This window comes from uncultured Dialister sp. (assembly GCF_900541605.1).
GTDB lineage: Bacteria > Bacillota > Negativicutes > Veillonellales > Dialisteraceae > Dialister.
Genome location: NZ_UQKJ01000008.1, coordinates 11481 through 33961 on the forward strand (window position 1 = coordinate 11481; position 22481 = coordinate 33961).

The window sequence follows — 22481 nt, forward strand, 5'->3', positions numbered from 1 at the left end:
GACGGATTCATCCCCCGTCCTATGAGCTTCCACAGAATGGATTGAGGGATACGGCGGCGCAGCCGCTAATCACCTAGACCTAGACCTAGATCTGGATCCAGCCACTAGCCACTTTCTCCCTGCACAGCCGCAGGGCCTCAAGTCTCACAACTCAATTCTTTTTCTGTACCAGCTTCTCCGCTTCTTCAGCGATATGCTGTGCCGTAAGCCCATAGACTTCGAGCAGTTCATCAGCTTTGCCGGACTGGCCGAAGGTATCTTCGGTGCCTACCATGGCCATGGGGCAGGGAGCGTTCAGGGCAAGTACTTCTGCCACGGCGCCGCCGAGGCCGCCTTTTACTGTATGTTCTTCACAGGTCACAATGGCACCGGTTTCTTTGGACGCCTTAATAATGGCTTCTTCGTCGATCGGTTTAATGGAGGCCATGTTGATGACCCTTGCGGAAATGCCCTTCTCCAGAAGTGCATCGTGGGCAGCTTTGGCTTTCGCCACCATGATGCCGCAGGCGATGATGGTTACATCTTTCCCTTCGCAGACTTCATAGCTCTTTCCTGGCTGGAAAGTATAGTCCTCCGGCATGATGTCGTCCACTTTGGCCCGGCCCATACGGATGTATACCGGTCCAACATAGGAAGCGGCCCATTTCACAGCGGCCTTCGTTTCTGCAGCATCCGCCGGCACAATGACCGTCATGTTCGGAAGGGCCCGCATGAGGGTAATATCTTCCAGCATCTGGTGGGTAGCCCCATCTTCGCCGACGGTAAGGCCTGCATGGGTGACAGCGACCTTGACGTTCAGTTTCGGATAGCAGATGGAGTTCCGGATCTGTTCATAGGCCCGGCCGGCACCAAAAACGGCGAAGGTGGAGGCGAAGGGAATCTTCCCGGCTGCCGCCAGTCCTGCCGCTACACCCATCATGTTTGCTTCCGCAATCCCGGTATCAAAGAAACGGTCCGGATAGGCTTTGGCAAAGACCTGGGTCTTCGTGGAGGCAGAGAGGTCTGCATCCAGTACCACAATATCCGGATTCACAGCGCCCAGTTCTTTCAGCGCTTCCCCATATGCATCACGTGTTGCCTTACCCATCACTGTGCCTCCTCTACTGCTTTAATGAAACGTTCACATTCTTCTTCGGAAGGAGCCTTGCCGTGCCAGCCCACTTTGTTTTCGATTTCCGGGACCCCCTTGCCTTTCACCGTCTTCATGACGATCATGGTGGGCTGTCCTTTTACTGTCTTTGCTTCTTCAATGGCATCGTGGAGGGCTGCAAAATCATGGCCGCTCACTTCGATGACATGCCAGCCGAAGGCTTTGAATTTTTCACCGATCGGCAGGGAAGACATGACTTCCGTAATCGGTCCGTCGATCTGGAGGCCGTTGTTATCCACAAAGGCGGTGAGATGGTCCAGTTTGTAGTGGGCTGCATACATGGCAGCTTCCCATACCTGGCCCTCTTCCAGTTCCCCATCCCCCAGGACGGCGTATACCCGCCAGGAGGCATTATCGATCTTCGAAGCCAGGGCCATGCCGCAGGCGGCGCTGATACCCTGTCCCAGGGACCCTGTGGTCATATCCACGCCGGGGGTGTGCTTCATGTCCGGATGACCCTGGAGCATGTGGCCCGCCTGGCGCAGGTGGTTCAGTTCTTCCATGGGGAAATAGCCCTTTTCTGCAAGGCAGGCATACATGGCAGGAGCTGCATGGCCCTTGGACAGGACAAGCCGGTCCCGGTCTGCCTTATGGGGATCCTTTGGATCCACGTTCATTTCCCTGAAATAGAGGAGCGTCAGAAGGTCCGCCACCGACAGGGAACCGCCGGTATGGCCGGAATTGGCCTTCGTAATCATTTTCAGGATATCAATGCGCACCTGTTTGGCTTTCTCCTTGAGAGAAGCGATTTCTTCGTTGGTAAGGTGACTCATCAGTTTTCCTCCTTCTGCTTGACAAGACTTTTCAAAATCTCCACATTCTGCAATGCCTGTTCTCTTAATGCATCCACCTTTTCCCAGGTCTCTTTCTCCGAGGGATGGGAAAGAAGGTTACACGTATCATTATACAACTTATCTCCATCCATGTGGGAGACAGAACAGGCCGGTTTCCGGTCGATGAGGGCCAGAAAATTATCGATTTTCGGGTCATAGGAAATCCCAAGGAACGGTACATGCATGAGGGAGGCAAATATAAGGGCATGGAGCCGCATGCCGAGAAGGCCATCCATGTTTCCGATGAGGGACATCAGTTCATCAATGGAGTAATCGTCGGGGAGGATATACACATGGTCCCCTGCGGCGCCGATGGACTCCGCCGCCTTCACATCCTCCGGATGCTGCATGGGAATGAAAACGATAGCGTATCCTGCCTTTTCCAGTTTTTCCACGCAGGTTTTCATCTTTTCCATCCAGCTGCCGGCACCATCCCAGTACCGGATCGCAATGCCCACCTTTTTCCGGTCCTTTGGCACGCGGTATTTTTCAAGAATTTTCTTTCCCGGATTGAGATCAGCCGGCGAAAGGGACAGCACCGCATCGGCGGTGGTATAAATCTTTCTCTTCACCCCCAGCCGCTGGAGGAATCCCTTGGATTCCTTATCCCGCACGGTGATGGCATCCACATGGTTCAGCACATGCTTCAGGATGATGCGGATGGCCCGGTACCGGACAGGACCGATACCCTGGGAATAGAGGAAAACCTGTTTCCTGAAAAATACACCCATCGTAATGATGGTGAGGTAATAAATCATACTCTTCCAGCTTGTCACATCCTGCAGGAGGCTGCCGCCGCCGCTGATAAGAAGGTCCGAATGGAAAAGGGCGGACAGGATGGAAGAAATGGAAAATCGGGGCACCGCCCGAACGCCAAATGCTTTGGCCGTAGCCTCGGGGTTTCCGGAAATCACGGTGATTTCCGGATCATCGAATGTGTTTCGAAGGGCCTGGAGGATGGCGGTCAGCATGGCTTCATCACCGGCATTATTGAACCCATAATACCCGGAGATGACGATATTATACTTTGCCATATCTTTCTCCGAAGTACTTGGTAATGCGCACGAGAATCATGACGGCAATGAGAGCGGCAATCATGGAAAGGCTGCCTGCTGCCAGGCCGTCGAGGCCCCGGATGAGACTCAGCATGTAGGGACTCCGCATGTGGGCGAAGGTTTCTACCATGGATCCCTGACCGATGGTGACAGCGAGGATCAGGAAATAGTGAAGAATCTGCGGCCATTTCCGATAAAGCGCTGCCAGGGAAAGGAGCACGGCAGGGTGGCCGAAGAGGAATTCCTTCTCCCGGGGGCGGGCATACATGAGATTTTCCAGGAACCGGCGGAGGGCGATTTCAAAGCCCGGCACCGGAGCGCCATTGTTGCCGCTGCGGCCGATGAAGACGAATCCCACAATGGCCAGGAGCCCCAGGCCCACGAGGAGGCCCAGACGGATCTGGACGCTGCAGAACTTTTTCACAAACCGGATGAAGTCCTTATCCGAAGACACCACCTGTCCGAAGAAGGGGAACTTCTGGATGTAGATGATGGAAATCAGGATCACCGGCATGAGGAATGTCACCTTCACACCCTGGAAAATCTGCATTTCCAGAAGGAACCGGATATCGCCCAGAAGGCCGCTCACCATGGCGGCGCAGGCCAGGGACAGGATGCCGGCACACCAGAGGACCGCCAGGGATTCCAGGAACAGTTTTCCCCATCCCACATCTTTGAAGGCGGTATCTTTTTTCTTTACGCAGTAGTTGAGGAACAGGGTCACCACCACCACCGGCGTGCAGATGGCGGTCCCCAGGGCCAGCATCTGCAAAGGCAGCACGGAATGGAGTACCCAGAACATGCCCTGGGTCACCAGGAGTCCCAGGATTTCCAGTACATACACGTATTTTTTAAGGTACGGAATGAGAAGCACCAGGGTCAGCACCACAAGGGACAGGGCGCCCACCATGGTGAGGCTCCGAAGGATATTCTTCGGGAACCAGGGATCCATGACAGAGGCCTTCCCCACGGTGAAGCCATGGTTTTCCAGCCGCTCTGTCACTTCTGCAATATAGGAAGCATTGGTTTCAGACAGGGTCTTTCCTTCCAGGGGGAACTTGTAGGACGGGAACAGGTTCATCCGGATGTTCCGTTCAATATCGGAAATATAGAAACGGGAAGCCGCTTCCTTCGGGTCCAGTTTAATCAGTTCATCCTTGGACATGGCGTAGAGACGGACCACGTCATAGTTGGAAAGGGTGGCCATTTCCACGTTCCCCGACTGCCGCTCAAAGCCGAGCTGGCTCTGGGCTTCAATGAGGGCCAGGGGAATATGCCGTTTTTCCAGTTCGCCGGAGAGATACTTCAGGTATTCCTTGTATCCCAGCACTTCCTTGCCCTGGAAAATGACGGCGCTCACCTTATCCGAAGAATCGAGGGCTTTCAGGAAAAGGTCCACATAGGCCTTCGTCACATGGGCCTGGTTGTTCGGGCGGAGCACCACGTACATGCCATGGGTGGAAGCGTCCTTCACGGACTGCTGGAACACACCGAGAGGCATGGTCATGAACTGGTTGTACACCGCATCCACTTCCAGGGTCTCCACGCCGTTCACCGTCATGGACCGCACATCGTCCTTGTCCATGATCAGGGCCAGGTGTTCCTTCGCTTCGTTGAAGAAAGCTTTCCCCTTTTCATTCATCACCGGCTGGATGTAAATCTTATTATAGGAGATTCCTTCCACCCCGGGGTTCCGGAAGGCAAAGTCGCTTCCCCGATAGGCCCGGAGAAAATCGTGGTTCACCAGTTTCTCCATGGTCTCGTCGTACACAGCCACGGAGGTGACGCCGCTCTTTCTGTACATGTCAAACAGAGCGTCCGGTGATTTCTTTTCCACCGCCGCATTATCGATGATATTGTAATAGTCGTACACATTTTCCACGGTGCTGGCTGATGATTCCACATGAGCACGCTGCAGGGAAATGATCCCTGCAGCGATGATGCCGATGAGAATCAGGACTGCCAGCACCTTCCAGGCGCTGTTCTGTATGCCCCTCATATGATTCTCCCTTAATTATGCTTTTGCTTTTGCCTTAAACTTGTTCATCTTCAGGTATCCTTCGATGAAGGGATCCAGGTCCCCATCCATGACACCCTGGATATTCCCCGTTTCCACACCGGTACGGTTATCCTTCACCAGTGTATAAGGCTGGAAAACGTAGGAACGAATCTGACTGCCCCATTCGATGGCCTGCTGGTCCCCTTCCAGGGCAGACACTTCCTGTTCGTGTTTCTTCATTTCGTATTCATAGAGCTTGGCCCGGAGCAGACGGAGGCACTGTTCCTTATTCTGGAACTGGCTTCGTTCATTCTGGCAGGCTGCCACAATGCCCGTAGGAATATGGGTCATGCGGACTGCGGAACTGGTCTTGTTGATATGCTGGCCGCCGGCGCCGCTGGAGCGGTAGTAGTCCACCCGCACATCGTCCATGTTCAGGTCCACCTGTACATCGTCATCGATTTCAGGCATCACGTCCACTGCGGAGAAAGAGGTATGGCGCCTCTTGGCCGCGTCAAAAGGAGAAATGCGGACCAGACGGTGCACTCCTTTTTCCGATTTCAGGAAACCGTAGGCATACTTGCCTTTCACCATGAATTCAGCGCTCTTAATGCCCGCTTCATCACCGTCGAGGCGGTTCAGTTCTTCCAGCTGGAAGCCTTCCGCTTCGGCCCACTTCATGTACATGCGGATCAGCATTTCCGTCCAGTCCTGGGCTTCCGTGCCGCCGGCACCGGCGTGGAACGTGAGGATGGCGTTATTGGCATCGTACTTGCCGGACAGAAGGAGTTCGATTTCCTTCTTGTCCATGATTTCCTTCACTTCATTGATTTCTTTGGCAATTTCCGGTTCCATGGACTGGTCATCTTCTTCGATGGCAAGGTCCAGGAGGTCCTTCAGCCCTTCCGCCCGGTCGAAAAGTTTCGTGTAGGTTTCGTAAGCGTCTTTCGCTTCCGTAGCTTCCTGCGAAATCTGGCGGGCCTTTTCTGCATTATCCCAGAATGTGGGATCACTCATCTGAACGTCGTAACTTCTGATACGTTCCTTCAGCTGAGGTAAGTCAAAGTGAATCCCTTATTTCTTTTTCATGACTCAGGAGTTCGGTTAAGGTTTTTTTCAAATCTTCCAGCATTCTGAACAATCATCTCGCTTTCGGTAATATAGTTTACATATTTTTATGAATAGATTTTACATATAAAATGATAGATCGAGGTCGAGGCCGGGACCGAGAAAATCAGCCTGCGGCGCTTATGTGGCCCACTTGCATGCATACAAGTGGAGCCTTCAGCCTTGAGCGGATCAGCCGCCACGCGGCAAGGCTGCAGGATAGAGGCGGCTTTGCCACTATAGTCCTCGATCTCGGTCTCGATCTCACCACTCTTATTTCTTCTCATCCGCTGCTTCCGGCGGATTTTCGTCTACGTAGTGGGCGGTGGCCCCTTTCAGGTGGTCTTCGGCCTGCGGGGTTTCCGGTTTTTCCAGGTGTGCTTCATCGTCGGAGGCGAAGCGGATCTGGATGTGGTACAGGTAGAGAACGATGGTCTCAATCATGGCCTGCTGCATTTCTTCGAAGATATCGTAGGCTTCTACCTTGTATTCCACGATCGGGTTTCTCTGGCCATAGGACCGGAGGCCGATACCTTCTTTCAGCATATCCATGTCGTCCAGGTGTTCCATCCACTTGGAGTCCACCACCTTCAGCATCACTGCCTTTTCCAGTTCCCTCATCATGGGAGCGCCGATGGACTTTTCCCGGGCTTCATAGGTTTCATGGGCCACGGTTTTCAGTTTGTCTTCCACTTCTTCGCGGCTCATGTCTTCGATTTCATCGAGGGTAATATCGCCGGGGGCCAGGAAGTACTTTTCGCTGTATTTCAGGAGGCCTGCAAAATCCCATTCTTCCGGATACAGCTTCGGGTCCGCATATTTTTCCATGCCCTTTTCGATGATGGTATCCACCATGCGGAGGACCTGGTCCTTCATGTTTTCCCCTTCCAGGATCTTCCGGCGCTGTTCATAAACCACCTTGCGCTGCTGGTTCATGACGTCATCGTACTCCAGCACGTATTTACGGATATCAAAGTTTCTGGCTTCCACCCGCTTCTGGGCTTTCTGGATGGCGTTGGAAACCATTTTGCTGTTGATCGGTTCATCTTCATCAAGGCCCATCTTTTCCATGAACTTCTTGATGTTGTCGCCGCCGAAAATGCGAAGCAGGTCATCTTCCAGGGACAGGAAGAACTGGCTGGAGCCCGGGTCCCCCTGACGGCCGGCACGGCGAAGCTGGTTATCGATACGGCGGCTTTCATGGCGTTCGGTGCCGATGATGGCAAGGCCACCCAGTTCAGCCACCCCTTCGCCCAGCTGGATATCGGTACCACGGCCGGCCATGTTCGTAGCGATGGTGACAGCGCCCTTCTGGCCTGCCAGGGCAACGATGGCCGCTTCTTTTTCATGGTACTTTGCATTCAGCACGGAATGGGGAATCTTTGCGGCATCCAGCATGTGGGACAGTTCTTCCGACTGTTCAATGGATGTGGTGCCGATAAGGATCGGCTGGCCCGTAGCGTGGCGGCGCTGGACTTCCTTTACCACCGCTCTGTACTTGCCCCTCTTGGTCTTGAAAATCACATCGGGCAGGTCTTTACGCTGGATAGGCTTGTTCGTCGGTACCTGGAGAACCGGAAGTCCATAAATCTTGATGAATTCCTGTTCTTCCGTCTTGGCGGTACCGGTCATGCCGGCCAGTTTGTCATACATTCTGAAGTAGTTCTGGAAAGTAATGGTAGCGAGGGTCTGGCTTTCTCTCTGTACTTCCAGGCCTTCCTTCGCTTCAATGGCCTGGTGGAGACCATCGGAGTAGCGGCGGCCGTACATGAGGCGGCCCGTGAATTCATCGACGATGACCACTTCCCCGTCTTTTACCACGTAATCCTTATCCCGCTGCATCATGGTCTGGGCACGGAGGGCCTGCACAAAGAGGTGGTTCAGTTCCAGGTTTTCCGCATCGTACAGGTTGTCCACGTGGAGCATTTTTTCCATCTTTGCCACGCCGGCTTCCGTAGGCGCCACGGTCTTCTGCTTTTCATCGATGGTGTAATCCTCATCCTTCTTCAGGTTCGGCACCAGTTTTGCCATGAGGTAGTAGTTATCCGTAGATTTCTGGCCGGGGCCGGAAATGATCAGCGGTGTACGGGCTTCATCGATGAGGATGGAGTCTACTTCATCGATGAGGCAGTAATGGAGGGGCCGCTGTACCATCTGGTCCAGGGAGGTAACCATGTTATCACGGAGGTAATCGAAACCGAATTCGTTATTCGTTCCGTAGGTAATATCGGAATTGTAAGCAATCTTTCTCTGCTGGAAATCCAGGTCATGGACGATAAGGCCTACAGAAAGGCCCAGGAATTTATAAACCTGGCCCATCCATTCACTGTCTCGCTTGGCCAGGTAATCGTTGACCGTAATGACATGGACCCCTTTGCCTTCCAGGGCATTCAGGTATACCGGCGCCGTAGCCACCAGGGTTTTACCTTCGCCGGTGCACATTTCAGCAATGTTGCCCCGATGGAGGATAATGCCGCCAATGAGCTGCACATCGAAGTGCCGCATTCCCAGTACACGGCGGGATGCTTCACGGATAACGGCGAAAGCTTCCGGAAGGATATCATCCAGGGTCTCCCCCTTGGCCAGGCGGGCCTTGAATTCATTGGTCTTGTTGGCCAGGGAAGAATCACTGAGCTTCTTCAGTCCGTCTTCCAGCGGATTGATCTGCTGTTCCACAATCTTACGGATCTTTTTGATTTCTTTTTCATTAGACCCGTTGAACAGCCTGTCAAAAAACTTATCAAACATTGAAACAACTCCTTATGCAAGTTTCATAGACTTAACGAATTCCAATACAGAACACATCTAGTTTATTTTAACAAAACAGGCCACCATAGTCAAAAAAGGAGCGGGAAAAACCGCTCCTTTTCTGTAAAAATTATGCAAAATTTTATTTATTCGCATCAATGAGGCCATACTTGCCATCATCCCGGCGATAAACCACAGCCATGGCATCGGTGTCGGAATTGAAGAACATGAAGAAACTGTGGCCCAGAAGGTTCATCTGCAGAATAGCTTCTTCCGGGGACATGGGGCTGATATTGAAATGCTTTGTCTTCACGATTTCAAACTCAGAATCCTGGGCAGCCGGGGCCGGTTCCTTCTCCTGGATAAAGGCAGGGCTGAAGGTATGTTTTTCTTTGAACCGTTTAGCCAGGCGGGTCTTATACTTGTGAATCTGCCGTTCTACCTTATCGAATACCAGATCGATGGACTTGTACATATCATCGGATTTTTCAACGCCCCGAAGAATTACGCCATCCACAAATACTGTAACTTCGCAGGTCTTTGTGAGGTTGGAAATACGAAGGAGAACATTAATCTTGATAGGTTTATCAAAATATCTCTGAATCTTGCCTGTGTGTTTTTCTACATAAGAATGCAGTGCGTCAGTGATTTCCAGATTTTTTCCTCTAACCGTTAATTCCATAACGAAATCCCCCTTTCTTGAATAAGCGGAATGCTTATCCTTCTATAATTATTATACTATATTTCGCCTAATAATCAATCATTATATCTATGAAATTCAGCTTTCATTTAAAATGTTTATCAGTACTTAAAGTTATAGAAATGATTAAATGTGAGAGGGAAAAGATCGAGGTCGAGACCGAGGGCTTCAGCCGCTTCGCGGCGGTTGTCTTGTGGCTGAGTATCGTGTGAACGGATGGGGGCTTCTAGCTGCTAGCTCCTAGCTTTTAGGAAAGCTGATGCCTGCGGCGCTCCCATCAGGTTGTTTGGGGCTGCTTTTCATGCCGTAGGCTGACCAGTTTTCCTAGATGCTAGGAGCTAAAAGCTAGCAGCCCCCGCCTGTTCACACCACACTCAGCCACATACCACACGACGCACAGCGGCCGTCACTTTGATTCGGTTAATATTCTTCCCTGTTTACTTTCCCCTTCACCAGCTTTCCATCGATGAAGGCACGGATATTGGTGAGGGCAGTCTTCAGGGCTTCCCGGAAAGCGGTGCTGCTCATTTCTGCGTTGTGGGCGCTGCCGATGACATTGGGGAAGGAAAGGAGCGGGTCCCCATCCTTGGGCCAGCCCTCGTTTTCCTGCCACCACACGTCCATGGCCACGTGGAAATCCAGATTTTCCCTGACCTGCTCCAGCAGGGCTTCATGGTCGATCAGGGCTGCCCGGGCTACGTCCACAATCATGGCATCCTTCTTCATGAGAGAGAGAATATGGCCATCTACAAGGCCCTCCGTTTCCTTTGTGCAGGGCATGGCCAGTACGAGCACGTCCGCCTGTTTCACCGCCTCTTCCCAATGACCCATGTCGAAGGAGCCATCCAGGAGATCCGACTCCGGCCGGTGCCGGGAAATGGCCAGGAGTTTCGGATGGAAGGGAGCAAGCACCTCTGCCACCGCCTGTCCGATGCCGCCAAATCCGGCAATGAGTACCGTCTGTTCGGACAGCAGCTTCTGGTGGTACCCGAGAATATGGAAATTTCCCTGCTGCAGATCCCGGAGCTGCTCTCTAAGGCAGCGGTTCAGGGCGATGATCATGCCGCAGGCAGATTCTGCAATACCCCTCGCCCAGCCGCCGGAATTGCAGTAAAGAGGCATCCCCTTCGGCAGGGTAGAAAAATCAAGGTGGTCCACGCCGGTTCTCGTGGTCTGTACCATTTTCGGACTGTCCAGCAGGGCCTGTTCTTTCTTCGAAAGGTCTCCGATAATATTGCGGGAAAGGACAATGTCCGCCCGGGTAAGGGAATCCATCCGTTCCTGGGGAGTCATGTCCTCCAGCCAGTCAATGGTACAGTCCGGAAGCATTTCCTCCACCAGGGAACCCATGGACTGTCTGATGGGAGCTGAAACAGCAATACGCATAATGGTCTCCTTTCTATGCCGCCCTTATGTAACGGGCATAGTTTTCTTATCTTTATTGAAATAGTTTTTCACAAAGGAAATCCAGGTCTTCACATTCCGGTTCATATATCCCCCTTTTTGCCAGAAAAGGACAAACTCCTCCTTTATTACCGGGCGGAACGGAATGACCGCAAACTCTCCTTCCGTCGATTTTTGGAGCGTATCGGCAATGGTGTCGTAGAGGAAGGCACCGGAGGAACCTTCCCGGACAAAGTTAAGGATAGTCCGAAGCTGGCTGGAATAGAGGATGGGATTGGGCCGGGCATTGACCTTATAGAACGCCTGCAGCAGGGGCTCATTGAGCACGGAATCATCGCTCTGCAGGATGAGAGGCACCTGGTCCAGGTCCCTGGCCGTCACAGAATCCTTTTGGGAAAGGGGATTTTCCCGGGAAACGCAGAAGACGAAACGGTCCTGCAGGAGCACCTGGTAATGGAAGCGGGCCAGGGAGTCCGCCCCGAAATTCACCATGCAGCAGTCGAGCTCATGGTTCTCCAGCTTTTCCAGGGACCGGCGGGAACTGTAGTCGTGGAGCACAACGGGAATAGAGTACCGTTCATGGAATTCCCGGAGCAGGTCCGGGAAAATGACGGTGGACCGGATGGGCGGGATTCCCACATGCACCCGGTAGCTGTCCTCCGGGCGGCCGGCAAAACTGGCGTACATGTCATCGCAGCGCTGCAGGATTTCCACCGCCTTCCGATAAAAAGCTTTTCCATCCTCCGTCAGGATGACCCGGTTTCCTGTGTGGGCATAAAGCTCCAGGGAAAATTCCTTTTCCAGGGACTTGATGGCCACGGAAATGGTGGGGTGGGATACGTAAAGGGCTTCGGCAGCCTTTGAGATACTGCCGTACCGGCAGACAGCACAGAAATACTGCAATTGCATAATGGTCATAGTCATCCTCCCCCTTCTGTTACTGTAAGAATAACCTACACTGTCATAACAAAATACAACTTTTATTCTTATAGTATACCATGTATGATGAAGAAGCAGAAGGTAAGAATTCCTCCAGTCATGAAAACAGAAAGGACATGTACCATGGAAACTATTTCCGAAGAACTCAGAAACCGCACCGAAAAATTTGCTGCCCTCCACAAAGGACCGGGCATGTTTATTCTCCCCAATGCCTGGGACATCGGCAGCGCCGTAGTCTACCAGAACGAAGGATTCAAAGCCGCCGCCACTTCCAGTGCCGGCGTTGCCTACAGCCTCGGCCAGTCCGACTGCCAGCAGATTGATTTCGAAGACCTTCTCTGGGTGGTCCGCAAAATGACCAGCCGTGTGAATATCCCGGTATCCGTTGACTTTGAACGGGGCTATGCCGATACAGCTGCAGAAATTAAAGAAAATGCCCGCCGCCTGCTCCTGGCCGGTGCTTCCGGATTCAACGTGGAAGACGGAGACCCGAAGGGAGCCATGGGGCCGGTAGAAAGACAGCTCATGGTTATCGACGTGCTGAAAGAACTGAAAAAGGAACTGTCCCTGAATTTCGTCATCAATGCCAGGACCGATGCTTACTGGTATAATGTAGCCGATGAAGACAGGAAGCTCTCCCTCAGCCTGGAACGGGGCAGGAAATACGCAGAAGCCGGTGCGGACTGCGTATTTGTAGCCGGCCCTGTAGACCTTCCCGCAGTAAAGCGGATTGTCGAAGAAATCCCGGCTCCCATTAACATCCTTCTCAATGGGAAATACCATGATTTCAAAGAGCTGGAAAAAGCCGGCGTCCGCCGTCTGAGCGCAGGCTCCGGTCCATCCCGCTGCATCTATGAAGAACTGATTCATATGGCGGACGACCTGAAAGAAGGAAAATGCGATTCCATTCTGGACTGCAAATTCACCTACCGCCAGGCAAACGAATACTTCAAGAAATAAGGATTTTTAGGAGGCCCCGTAATGGGACCCCTCTTTTATACAGGGAAGGAGAAACAAATGGTATACACCTGTGAATACGAATCCCCCCTGGGCCGGATCACCATCGCCTGCGATGAGGAAGCCATTACGGGCCTCTGGTTCATTGGACAGAAATATTACGCCCAGGGACTGCCAAAGAAGCGGATAGAGAAGACCACACCCCTTCTGGAAGAAACGAAGCGGTGGCTGGAACTCTACTTTTCCGGCAGGGAACCGAACTTCCTTCCTCCCCTGAAATATGGCAGCACCCCCTTCCGGAAACTGGTATGCCAAATTATGCTTACCATTCCCTACGGCCACACCATGACCTACAAAGCCATCGCCAAAGAAGCGGCAAAGCGGCTCCACAAAGAAAGAATGTCCCCCCAGGCTATTGGCGGCGCCGTGGGACACAACCCCATCACCCTCACGATCCCCTGCCACCGGGTGGTCGGCACCTCCGGAAGCCTCACCGGTTATGCCGGAGGCATAGAAAGAAAAGTGGCCCTGCTGAAACTGGAAAAAACGGACATGCACGGGCTCTATGTACCGGAAAAGGGAACAGCCCTGTAAAGGATGTCCGTCCCTTTGGGATAAAGAGTTGAGATTTGAGAGTTGAGAATTGAGGTCCAGCGGCTCCGCCGCAGGTGTCATATGGATAAGCGAGGTGCGTACGTGTGGGCGCACGCCACCCAGCCACAGGGCCTGACGAGCTCAAGGCTAAAGGCTCAATGCCCCACACGTTCGCACAATGCTTAGCCACATTCCTCCCCATTCGAGCGTATACCCGGCCATGCAACCCATTCCATTTAGAAAGGAACTTCTCAAAAAATAATGAACAAGAAATACCTCTATTTACTGGCAGCAGGCCATTTGTCCAACGATATCAACGCCGGTTCCCTGCCGGCGCTGCTGCCATTTTTTGTGAATCTCTACGGCATGGACTACACCGCCGCTGCAGGGCTCATGTTTGCCTCCTCCTTCCTGAGCTCCATTATCCAGCCCCTTTTCGGCTGGCTGGCGGATAAGGGCCCACGGCAGTGGTTCATGGCACTGGGTATTTTCTTTACAGGTACTTCCCTGGCATTGACCGGCTTTGTGACAAACTACTGGCTCATATTCACAGCCATCACCATCATGGGCATTGCTTCCGCCATTTTCCACCCGGAAGCCGCCCGCTGCGTAAATGGCGTATCCCAGGGAAACCGGGGAGAAGGAATGAGTATCTTCAGCGTCGGCGGCAATGCAGGTTTTGGCTTCGGTCCCCTGCTTTCCGTATTTCTTGTCACCACCTTCGGTATGCATGGACTGGCCTTTTATGGCATCAGCGCCATCTGCATGAGCTTCCTTTTCCTTCTGGCATCACCCCACCTCCGCTGGGCCATTGAAGAAAGCACCATAAAGGCAGAAAAATTGGCCAGCACCGATGGAAGCCGGATCAAAAACAAGAGGCTCGAAGAAAACGACTGGTCCGCCTTTGGCCGGCTCTTCGCGGTTATTCTTTTCCGGGCCGCTGTGTATACCGGATTTTCCAGCTTCCTTCCCCTCTTCTGCATCTGCGCCCTGGGTACCAGTGAAGCCACAGGGTCCCTCACCCTCTCCATTGTCAGTATTGCCGGTGTAGCGGCGACCCTGGTGGGCGGCTGGTTTGCAGACCACCAGGGATACCGGAAGACCCTTCGCATCTGCCATGTCCTCCTTGTTCCATTCCTGGCCGTGGTGGCTTTCTCCGGCAGCATTTACGCCGTATACGCCATGCTCATCCCCCTTTCCATCGCCATGCTGGCTCCCTATTCCTCCTTCGTCGTTTTGGGGCAGGAATACCTGGCCAGAAATGTGGGTTTCGCCTCCGGTGTTACCCTGGGCATTTCCATGAGCGTCGGCGGTATTACCGCACCGATGCTGGGCCGTTTCGCCGATATCTACGGCATCACCGCCGTCATGGCCCTTCTTGTTCTCCTGTCCGCCATCTGCGCCGGAGCTACGTTCCTGCTGCCATCGAAAAAGATGGATAGAAATGGAGTAAAATAAGGAGAAATAGAGTTGAGATGTGAAAGCCCCGTCCAGCGGAGCTGATAAGATCCAGGGAAACACTGATTAATTCGCAGAGTCAGATTTCATAAGGATTTTTATGCACTGCTTCGTCATAGCTCGGCCAAGAATAAAAGGAAGGCCGATCAACTTATCTTGGCTCAGCAGTCCTATGCAGGACTGCTGCCTTAAATAGCTCGCTATTTGGGTCGAGTTATTCCTCGCATTGCATAAAAATCCAAGAATAAAATCTGACAACGATTTAATCAGTGCTTCCCCAGGTCTTGAGCGGCTTCTCCGCAAACAATCCCCCTGCGTCGGCGCATCTATCTGCCAAGGCTCAAAGCCCTTCACATGCCACTCCGCCACATATCCATCGCAGCCCCCCTGTTCTCCCAAGTCCAGCAATTGAATTTCTCTATGCAAGGAGGTATATTCCATGTATTTCGAATACGGTGAAAAAGAAACGGACTATCTCAAGTCCAGGGATAAAAAACTGGGAGAAGCCATAGACCGCATCGGTCATATATACCGCAAAGCGGACCCGGACCTTTTTTCCTCTGTCATTCATCATATCATAGGGCAGCAGATTTCTACGGCCGCCCAGGAAACTATATGGAAAAGGCTCACCCATAAGGTGGGCATCGTCAATGCGGATACTCTGCTCTCCATGAGCCGGGAAGACCTGCAGTCCATTGGCACCACCTTCAAAAAGGTGGACTACATGAGGGACTTTGCGGAAAAGGTAAAAACCGGCACTTTTGACATGGATGCCCTGAAATCCATGACCGATGAAGAGGTCATCAGGCAGCTCTCTTCCCTGAAGGGTCTCGGTCAATGGACCGCCGAAATGATCATGACCTTTTCCATGCAGCGCCCTGACATTGTAAGGTGCGGAGACCTGGCCATCCACCGGGGCATGCGCATGCTCTACAGGCACCGGAAAATCGATGCGGTGACATTCAGGCGGTACCGGAAACGGTACTCCCCCTATGGTTCCGTGGCCAGCCTCTACCTCTGGGCCATAGCCGGCGGCGCCATCCCTGGACTTACCGACCCGGCGCCGAAAAGAAAGAGTTGAGATGTTAAAGAACTCTGAATTCCCATATCCTGAAAACATAAAACTCCCTGTACATCAGGAATGGTCTCATTCCCACTGTACAGGGAGTTTTTTGATTGTGCTGCCTCAAAACAGGGGCCTGCATTTCCCGCAATGGCTGCATCCGTTGCAGATGCGCCGGCTCCCGCAGTGGCTGCAGTTCGGTCCGTCGTATTTGGGCTTATACATATCCTCCTCCGGCACAGGAAATCCCAGGTCCGTCTGCAGATGAAAACGGGGCAGATGGCCAAAATTGAGCCCGCTTTTTCAGGCCTGCCAGGACTGGAAAAGCTTATTGGGGATCCGGTAATGGCGTCCATCCTTTACGAAGTGGGTGCCGGTTTCTATGAAAGAAAAGGGTACATGGGCTGAAAGGCATTCATCGTGCAGTGCCTTCACCCACTCGTAGTGACAGGGACGGGCGCCGCCATAATTTTCCCCACCGCATTTGACCTGCTCAATCTGTCCCCCTTCCAGATAGGGAGCCAGGGAAACGGGCCCTATGAAAGGCGCGCACATGACGCCCTTATGCCTGGCAGGGATATCAAGAAGAATGGGCATCCTTCTGTCTGCCATGGCCTGGTTTTCACAGGTTACATTGATCCACACATTGTCCCATCCATCACCCCAGTCTGACGGTAAATGATCCCGAATCCGCTCCGGCCGCTTGGTGAGGAGAAAAAAAGCCACATCCCGCCGCTGGTACATCATATCCCACACCGCTTCCCGCCAGGGGTCCGCCTCGGGAAGGAAGAAATCGGAAGTCATGCAGACCCGGATAAGCTCCCCCGACTGGACCCGGTACTGCCCAGTATGGGTCCGCTGGAGGGGATAGTCGAAATTCTTCGTCCGATAAATCCGACTCCCCCTCTGCCCCCGCTTTTCGTCCAGAAAATACATATAGCAGTTCTCACAGCCCGGACTTACGCGATGGCACCCATGCCAGGGATTCCAGATATCATGCATGATTCGTACCTTCTTCCTGAATGATGGACTTGGGCGTTCGGTTCCAGCGCCTTCGCCGCAGGTGTCATGTGGCTGAGCGGCGTGCGAACAGACGGGGGGCATCCAGCTGTTAGCTTCTAGCAGCCAGGAAAGCCAGTCAGGCCCCATCCATCCGCACGTCACTCAGCTACAGGCACAGGACGCCCTCCGGCAGCCGGCCAGCCATCTGTCCGGGGCCCAGGCTTTTTACTCTGCAGCACCAGTTTCCCTGCCGCCACTTTATCCATGAATCCTCGAATCGGCATGAGTCCATCGATCACCATGCCGCCGATATTCACATAGCTCACATAGGCCTGGTGGGCACCGGGACAGGGAACGGGGCACTGGTCAACTTTGATGATCCGTCCCCCATCGTCCACATAGACTTCTCCCTTCCGGGGGAAAGGATGCACCACCACCGACTCCCAGGGCGCCATATTTCCTGTCTCTTCATCATAGCAGTACACCGGGAGTCCTTTCCGCTTCATGTACTTCATGGTCTCCACAAGGCCTGCCGTGAACTCCGTGCCGCTGCCTACCACCATGCGGATATGGCTGTCGATATACCACCGGGCACTGGTGGGGTACAGCACCTTCAGGGGCATGAAAAACTGCCGGTCTTTGTACCGGTCCTGCAGGGTGCCCAGAAGGGACACCAGTTCCTGCCGTGTCCGCTGCCGCTGCAGCTTCCGACTCCAATCGGTGTACCAGAAAAACATGCCCTTCCATTCCTTCTCCATCTCCATGGCCTCCTCCATTTAGGGAAGCGCTGATTAATTCGCAGAGTCAGATTTCATAAGAATTTTTATGCACTGCTTCGTCATAGCTCTCCTTAAATAGCTCGCTATTCGCGTCGAGCTATTCCTCGCATTGCATAAAAATCCAAGAATGAAATCTGACAACGATTTAATCAGTGCTTCCCTAGAAAACGTAAGTTCTATATGGATTATACCATAGCCCGTACGTTCTATCAAACAGATATTCTTATTAAAAATGTATGGGAATATCGAATCTCCTTCCTACCATTTTTACTATAAAAAAGAGAGCCTCAACTCGGGGCTCTCTTCACTCAACTCTTTATTTACCTGTCGGAATCGCTGGGGATATCGGACGGTTTATTCTTGAAAACTTCCTCTTCCGTTTCCAGGATCTTCCCTGCTTTATAGGCAGCGGCGGGGCTGTCCTTTTTCAGTTCTTTCACACCCTCTTTGATTTCTTCGTCAATGACTGCTCCTTCTTTATCGAATTTCTTCTCCATGATAAAGACCTCCTTTTCAAAGACTGCGGAAGGCTTTCACCTTCTATCTATATTATAATCTTTTCCTATTCCTTTGTTAAGGGGGACGTTTGTGGCAGAGAGTTGTGTAAACGTGCGTGGGCTTCCAGCTGCCAGGAAAGCCGGAAAGCAGCTTTGCGGTAAATACATTCCTAAGCCTGCTTCGCAGGTCCCGCCTCTACGAGGCGGATCCATCCCCCGCCCTTCGGGCTGCCCCCTTCTCTAAGGGGGCACCTGCTTACCAGAAACCGCGACAGAAAGGTTAAGGAAGTGCCGCAGGCGAATCAGCTTCCCTGAATGCTAACAGCTAGAAGCTAGAAGCCCACGCCCGTTCACACCTCACTTGGCCACACGAAACCTGGCCCGCAGGGCCTATACACCTGACCACCAGCTACTGATTCGCCTGCGGCGAATCCCCTCAGCTCCCCGATTTCATTCCTTTCAGATGGTCCGTGGAGTTCAGCATGTAGAGCACATTCATATCTCCCGGGTATACCTGGATGGCAGAGATGCAGGCGTTGGAGAGAGCGAGGTTCCAGCACCGGGACAGGGGGATGTGGATCATGGAACAGATGATGGTCCGGAGGGCTGCTCCGTGGCACACAATGGTCCAGGTCTTATTATCTCCCCGGCCGATGATGTCATGCACCGCTTCCATGCACCGTTTCCGGCAGTCCTCGAAGGATTCCCCATGGGGCAGCTGGAGGTCACCGGCGTCGTGGTACATGGCTTCGATCATGCCGGGCCAGATGGCTTCGATTTCGTCGTAGGTCTTTCCTTCCCAGTCGCCAAAGGAAAGTTCCTTCAGCCGGTCATCCTTTTCCAAAGGAAGGTGGCGGATATCCGCGATACCCTCCGCCGTTTTGGATGCCCGGATGAGGGGGCTCGTAATGACCCCATCCAGGGGGACATCTTTGAACCACAGGGCTGTCTGCTTCGCCTGGGCCAGTCCCAGGTCAGACAGGGCCACGTCGGTTCTTCCCTGGTACCGGCCGCTGCTGTTCCACACGGTCTGTCCGTGGCGCACGAGATAAAGTGTAATCATTCTTTCCATACCTTTCGTAAAGAACGAAGGAGCCGTTCATTTTCTTCATGGGTCCTCACGGCGAGGCGGAAGAAGCTGTTATCCAGGCCTTCGTAGTTCCCGCACTGCCGGATGAAGATATCCTCCGGCAGGAGCAGCTTCTGCAGGTCTCCTGCGTCCTTCCCCTTTCCCGTGATCCGGAGGAGAAGGAAATTGATGGTACTGGGATAAACCGTAAGGCCCGGCAGCGTTTTCAGTCCCCCTGCCAGCCATTCCCGTTCTGTTTTTACAAAGGCCCGGGACCGGTGGATGTAGTCCCTGTCCCCGGCAGCCTCGGTCATATAGAGCTGGGCCGGGCCATTCACATTCCAGGGAATCAGGGCATCGTTCAGTTTCCCTGCCATCTTCGGATCTGCGAAGGAGCAGCCGATGCGGAGCCCCGGCACCGCATAGAACTTCGTCAGGGACATCATGACCACCAGGTTCGGATATTTCCTGCACTCCTGGCGGTAGGAGCAGGCATCGCCGGCGAAGTCGATGAAAGATTCGTCAATCACCACGAGGCTCTCCGTTTCCTGCGCCCGGTCCATGATGCATTGGAATTCCTCCCGGTGGAGGAGCCGGCCATCGGGGTTATTCGGATTTCCCAGGTAAATCAGGGAATGGGAACCCATTTTTTCTTTGATTTCCCGGAGGGGAAGGTTGAAATGGTCCTCCACCGGAAGGAGGAAGCTCACCACTTCCGCTCCCGCTGCTTCGGCGGAGAGCCGGTATTCGCTGAACGCCGGCGCCGGCACCAGCACCCGGGCGGGCTTTGTGATGCGAAGGAGGGTATACATGAGCTCCGTGGCTCCGTTGCCCAGGGAAATGGTGTCTTTATCCATGCCATAGGCCTTCGACAGCGCTTCTTTCACATCCCGTTCTTCCACGTCCGGGTACCGGAGGGTCTCCACTTCCCAATAACGTGTAAGAGCCTTTCTTCCGGCGGGAGAAAGGCCAAGGGGATTGATATTGATGCTGAAATCGAGGATTTTATTCCGTTCTTCCGGGGAAAAACCGAATACGTCTCCCCCGTGTCTAGAGCTTTTCAAAGTCATTCATATCACACTTTCTGTATTCCATGCCCCGGTTTGTGATGTGCACCAGGTCCAGGAAAGTCATTCGCCCCTTCATGGCCTCGTCAATGTGGCGGCGCACTTCTTCCGCCTTCCGGTCCGGCGGAAGGATGAGCCCCAGCACGGTGCCGCTGTGGGCGCAGATGACCCCTTCTCCCCCCTCTTTAAGGCCCAGATGGTAGAAATCATCCAGAGGCTTCTTGAAGAGAATCTTCTGGTTCGCAAAGGCGCTGATGGAAGCGGCCTGTCCGATGAGGGCGGTGGATTGGGTGCGGATGCCTTCCCGGAACAGGGAAAGGGCCCTGGAAACTTCCTTTCCATTGCTCTTCTGCAGGTCCACCAGGTCCTTCCGGCTGTTGAACTGCATGGTATCCACCTCGCCGCCACAGTCGTAAATCAGGATCTGCATGGCCGGGCAGATACCCATTTCCCGGATAAGCCGTCCTTCCCGGTAATCAAACTGCACGATGCCCTTAAAGAAAGTGGCATCGCTGGGCTCTATGGACAGCGCAATATCCGCAATTTCCCGTTCCGACAGTTTCCGTCCCAGGGACAGGGCCACCGCCTGGGACACGGCGCTGATATCGGCGGTGCTGGAGGCCATGCCCTTGCCCTTCTGGATATAGGACTTCAGCCGGAGCGGAAGGGATGTCCTCTCTTCCCCCAGGTACCGGAGGGTGCCTTTCATGGCCTTTTCCGCCTTGGACGGAAGGATATCCCCCTTCTCCCCAAAGCCGGAGAGGGCATAGGAAAACCGGTCAATGGGACAGGTCACCATAAAGGAAGAACCTTCGGAATAGCCCTGGATGAATTCACCGCAGGATCCCGGCGAGCTTACAACATATGCCATAGATTCCCCCTGGTAATCAGTAAAAACAGAAGAGCCAGCACCATTTCGGTGATCTGGTTCACAAATCCATAGGTATCGCCGGTAGTGCCGCCGATTTTACGGACAATCCACCGGTTCAGGTACAGTCCCAGAAGGACCGCGGCCCCTGCCAGGATGAGGTAGGTGAAACCGAAGTACAGGGCCGGCAGCAGTGCCAGCACCACAGCTCCCGCCACCGCATGTTCTCCCCGGTAGGTGGCAAAGGCCTTCCCCATGCCGTAAGGCCGGGCATAGGGATATTCACAGATGCTGATGACCAGGTTCAGCCGGCCCAGGGTCGGCGCCGCAATGAGCACCGGATAGAGAAGGGCATCTGTGCTCCCCAGGGACAGGGTGTAAAGATTGATGAAAATAATAATGGACAGCATGCCGAAGGAGCCGATGAGGCTGTCCTTCATGATTTCCAGGGACCGCTCCCGGGACCGGCCGGAAAAAAGGCCGTCCGAAGAATCCATGAGGCCGTCCGCCAATGTGCCACCGGAAAGGAAAAGCTCTCCGATGACAATGAGAAATGCGGTGAGATAGGGCACGTCAAGGGGCTTCAGGAGGTAGTAAATGAGGCACATGAAGGCCCCCAGAATCCAGCCGTACACCGGAAACCAGACTACGCTTTTCCCGAATTCCTCGTCCTTCCATATGGTATTGTTGGAAATATGGATCCTCGTCATAAACTGGAGGCCCACCAGAAAAGAGTTCATGCCATCACCATTTGTGTTAAATAGTATATATAAATAGTTTTGAAAACATCAGAATAATAGATCGAGATTGAGGTCGAGATCGAGAAAATCAGGGCCGAAGGCCCTTGGGATCTAGATTCAGGTCCAGGTCTAGACCTTCAGCGGCTTCGCCGCAGTCTGCTGGCTGAGCTCGTGCGGACGGATGGAGCCTTTAGCCTTGTGCCTTGAGCGGGACAGCCGCTTTGCGGCGGCTGTCATATGGCTGAGGGCCATGCGACCGGATGAGGGCCCCGGCCACTTTGCGGTGGAAAACCATCGTAATCACAGGCAGTGCCAAATGAGATAAACCTTATCCATGCAGGCCCCTGGAGAAGGGCCGCGGCAAAGCCGCAGGATGGATTCTCCGTAACCATAATCGGTTAAGGAAGCACTGATTAAATCGTTGTTCGATTATACTCTTGTATTTTCATGCA

General features: G+C 53.3%; 20 protein-coding genes. 4 read left to right on the top strand and 16 right to left on the bottom strand.

The features are described from left to right. Positions 1-151: 151 nt before the first annotated feature. From QZR21_RS01230 to QZR21_RS01270, 9 genes are all read right to left on the bottom strand, one after another. Positions 152-1087, bottom strand: coding sequence for a transketolase family protein (locus tag QZR21_RS01230; protein ID WP_296097473.1), 936 nt, complete (start codon positions 1085-1087; stop codon positions 152-154). Further along, positions 1087-1923 carry a transketolase gene (locus tag QZR21_RS01235; protein WP_296097475.1) on the bottom strand — a complete coding sequence of 279 codons (837 nt, stop codon included), beginning with the start codon at positions 1921-1923 and terminating at the stop codon, positions 1087-1089. The genes QZR21_RS01230 and QZR21_RS01235 overlap by 1 nt, the downstream gene beginning before the upstream one ends. Further along, positions 1923-3017, bottom strand: coding sequence for a polysaccharide pyruvyl transferase CsaB (gene csaB / locus QZR21_RS01240; RefSeq protein WP_296097478.1), 1095 nt, complete (start codon positions 3015-3017; stop codon positions 1923-1925). The genes QZR21_RS01235 and csaB overlap by 1 nt, the downstream gene beginning before the upstream one ends. After that, on the bottom strand, positions 3004-5037 hold the full coding sequence (locus QZR21_RS01245) for a DUF5693 family protein (protein ID WP_296973300.1): 2034 nt from the start codon (positions 5035-5037) through the stop codon (positions 3004-3006). The genes csaB and QZR21_RS01245 overlap by 14 nt, the downstream gene beginning before the upstream one ends. 15 nt (positions 5038-5052) lie before the next feature. Further along, positions 5053-6169 (bottom strand): peptide chain release factor 2 gene (prfB, locus tag QZR21_RS01250; RefSeq protein WP_363143116.1). Its coding sequence is split into 2 segments (ribosomal slippage): positions 5053-6099 and positions 6101-6169, totalling 1116 coding nucleotides; the frame shifts between segments, so codons are not numbered across the junction. A gap of 248 nt (positions 6170-6417) precedes the next feature. Next, positions 6418-8892 carry a preprotein translocase subunit SecA gene (secA, locus tag QZR21_RS01255; RefSeq protein WP_296973302.1) on the bottom strand — a complete coding sequence of 825 codons (2475 nt, stop codon included), beginning with the start codon at positions 8890-8892 and terminating at the stop codon, positions 6418-6420. Between the two features lie 142 nt (positions 8893-9034). Further along, the gene (gene raiA / locus QZR21_RS01260) at positions 9035-9574 is read right to left on the bottom strand and encodes a ribosome hibernation-promoting factor, HPF/YfiA family (RefSeq protein WP_296097484.1); all 540 of its coding nucleotides are present in this window, start codon (positions 9572-9574) and stop codon (positions 9035-9037) included. Between the two features lie 438 nt (positions 9575-10012). Continuing rightward, entirely contained in the window at positions 10013-10978 is a 966-nt protein-coding gene (locus tag QZR21_RS01265) for an NAD(P)-dependent oxidoreductase (protein WP_296973306.1), read from the bottom strand. A 24-nt stretch (positions 10979-11002) separates the two neighbouring features. After that, positions 11003-11914 carry a LysR family transcriptional regulator gene (locus tag QZR21_RS01270; RefSeq protein ID WP_296097490.1) on the bottom strand — a complete coding sequence of 304 codons (912 nt, stop codon included), beginning with the start codon at positions 11912-11914 and terminating at the stop codon, positions 11003-11005. 144 nt (positions 11915-12058) lie between these two features. Here QZR21_RS01270 and QZR21_RS01275 point away from each other — a divergent pair, with 144 nt between their 5' ends. The 4 genes from QZR21_RS01275 (at position 12059) to QZR21_RS01290 (ending at position 16025) form a co-directional block, all read left to right on the top strand. Further along, complete coding sequence (locus QZR21_RS01275) at positions 12059-12895, top strand: isocitrate lyase/phosphoenolpyruvate mutase family protein (RefSeq protein ID WP_296973311.1); 837 nt, start codon at positions 12059-12061, stop codon at positions 12893-12895. A gap of 57 nt (positions 12896-12952) precedes the next feature. Then, a complete protein-coding gene (locus tag QZR21_RS01280) occupies positions 12953-13486 on the top strand; it encodes a methylated-DNA--[protein]-cysteine S-methyltransferase (protein ID WP_296973312.1) in 534 nt (177 codons plus the stop codon). A gap of 261 nt (positions 13487-13747) precedes the next feature. Then, positions 13748-14944 (top strand): MFS transporter, encoded by a 1197-nt coding sequence (locus tag QZR21_RS01285; RefSeq protein WP_296097495.1) that lies wholly within the window; start codon positions 13748-13750, stop codon positions 14942-14944. A 439-nt stretch (positions 14945-15383) separates the two neighbouring features. Then, a complete protein-coding gene (locus QZR21_RS01290) occupies positions 15384-16025 on the top strand; it encodes a DNA-3-methyladenine glycosylase (protein ID WP_296099740.1) in 642 nt (213 codons plus the stop codon). A 285-nt stretch (positions 16026-16310) separates the two neighbouring features. Here the strand turns inward: QZR21_RS01290 and QZR21_RS01295 are convergent, their stop codons facing one another. The 7 genes from QZR21_RS01295 to QZR21_RS01325 all read right to left on the bottom strand — a co-directional run bounded on the left by QZR21_RS01295 (position 16311) and on the right by QZR21_RS01325 (position 22029). Continuing rightward, positions 16311-17009 (bottom strand): DUF5131 family protein, encoded by a 699-nt coding sequence (locus QZR21_RS01295; protein ID WP_296099743.1) that lies wholly within the window; start codon positions 17007-17009, stop codon positions 16311-16313. A 158-nt stretch (positions 17010-17167) separates the two neighbouring features. After that, positions 17168-17767 (bottom strand): hypothetical protein, encoded by a 600-nt coding sequence (locus QZR21_RS01300; protein WP_296099745.1) that lies wholly within the window; start codon positions 17765-17767, stop codon positions 17168-17170. A gap of 341 nt (positions 17768-18108) precedes the next feature. Continuing rightward, the gene (locus tag QZR21_RS01305; protein ID WP_296099748.1) at positions 18109-18285 is read right to left on the bottom strand and encodes a hypothetical protein; all 177 of its coding nucleotides are present in this window, start codon (positions 18283-18285) and stop codon (positions 18109-18111) included. 436 nt (positions 18286-18721) lie between these two features. Further along, the gene (cobC, locus tag QZR21_RS01310; RefSeq protein ID WP_296973317.1) at positions 18722-19348 is read right to left on the bottom strand and encodes an alpha-ribazole phosphatase; all 627 of its coding nucleotides are present in this window, start codon (positions 19346-19348) and stop codon (positions 18722-18724) included. Then, positions 19345-20424 carry a threonine-phosphate decarboxylase CobD gene (cobD, locus tag QZR21_RS01315; protein WP_296973320.1) on the bottom strand — a complete coding sequence of 360 codons (1080 nt, stop codon included), beginning with the start codon at positions 20422-20424 and terminating at the stop codon, positions 19345-19347. Before cobD ends, cobC begins: the two co-directional genes overlap by 4 nt. Beyond that, positions 20405-21292, bottom strand: a complete 888-nt coding sequence (locus tag QZR21_RS01320; RefSeq protein ID WP_296099813.1) for a GHMP kinase — start codon at positions 21290-21292, stop codon at positions 20405-20407. Before QZR21_RS01320 ends, cobD begins: the two co-directional genes overlap by 20 nt. Continuing rightward, on the bottom strand, positions 21277-22029 hold the full coding sequence (locus tag QZR21_RS01325; protein WP_296099815.1) for an adenosylcobinamide-GDP ribazoletransferase: 753 nt from the start codon (positions 22027-22029) through the stop codon (positions 21277-21279). Before QZR21_RS01325 ends, QZR21_RS01320 begins: the two co-directional genes overlap by 16 nt. Between the last annotated feature and the right edge of the window lie 452 nt (positions 22030-22481).

Bases quoted from the DNA above. Each gene is read 5' to 3' on its own strand.
- QZR21_RS01230 (WP_296097473.1), bottom strand. From the start codon at position 1,087: ATGGGTAAGGCAACACGTGATGCATATGGGGAAGCGCTGAAAGAACTG.
- QZR21_RS01235 (WP_296097475.1), bottom strand. From the start codon at position 1,923: ATGAGTCACCTTACCAACGAAGAAATCGCTTCTCTCAAGGAGAAAGCC.
- csaB (WP_296097478.1), bottom strand. From the start codon at position 3,017: ATGGCAAAGTATAATATCGTCATCTCCGGGTATTATGGGTTCAATAAT.
- QZR21_RS01245 (WP_296973300.1), bottom strand. From the start codon at position 5,037: ATGAGGGGCATACAGAACAGCGCCTGGAAGGTGCTGGCAGTCCTGATT.
- secA (WP_296973302.1), bottom strand. From the start codon at position 8,892: ATGTTTGATAAGTTTTTTGACAGGCTGTTCAACGGGTCTAATGAAAAA.
- raiA (WP_296097484.1), bottom strand. From the start codon at position 9,574: ATGGAATTAACGGTTAGAGGAAAAAATCTGGAAATCACTGACGCACTG.
- QZR21_RS01265 (WP_296973306.1), bottom strand. From the start codon at position 10,978: ATGCGTATTGCTGTTTCAGCTCCCATCAGACAGTCCATGGGTTCCCTG.
- QZR21_RS01270 (WP_296097490.1), bottom strand. From the start codon at position 11,914: ATGACCATTATGCAATTGCAGTATTTCTGTGCTGTCTGCCGGTACGGC.
- QZR21_RS01275 (WP_296973311.1), top strand. From the start codon at position 12,059: ATGGAAACTATTTCCGAAGAACTCAGAAACCGCACCGAAAAATTTGCT.
- QZR21_RS01280 (WP_296973312.1), top strand. From the start codon at position 12,953: ATGGTATACACCTGTGAATACGAATCCCCCCTGGGCCGGATCACCATC.
- QZR21_RS01285 (WP_296097495.1), top strand. From the start codon at position 13,748: ATGAACAAGAAATACCTCTATTTACTGGCAGCAGGCCATTTGTCCAAC.
- QZR21_RS01290 (WP_296099740.1), top strand. From the start codon at position 15,384: ATGTATTTCGAATACGGTGAAAAAGAAACGGACTATCTCAAGTCCAGG.
- QZR21_RS01295 (WP_296099743.1), bottom strand. From the start codon at position 17,009: ATGCATGATATCTGGAATCCCTGGCATGGGTGCCATCGCGTAAGTCCG.
- QZR21_RS01300 (WP_296099745.1), bottom strand. From the start codon at position 17,767: ATGGAGAAGGAATGGAAGGGCATGTTTTTCTGGTACACCGATTGGAGT.
- QZR21_RS01305 (WP_296099748.1), bottom strand. From the start codon at position 18,285: ATGGAGAAGAAATTCGATAAAGAAGGAGCAGTCATTGACGAAGAAATC.
- cobC (WP_296973317.1), bottom strand. From the start codon at position 19,348: ATGATTACACTTTATCTCGTGCGCCACGGACAGACCGTGTGGAACAGC.
- cobD (WP_296973320.1), bottom strand. From the start codon at position 20,424: ATGACTTTGAAAAGCTCTAGACACGGGGGAGACGTATTCGGTTTTTCC.
- QZR21_RS01320 (WP_296099813.1), bottom strand. From the start codon at position 21,292: ATGGCATATGTTGTAAGCTCGCCGGGATCCTGCGGTGAATTCATCCAG.
- QZR21_RS01325 (WP_296099815.1), bottom strand. From the start codon at position 22,029: ATGAACTCTTTTCTGGTGGGCCTCCAGTTTATGACGAGGATCCATATT.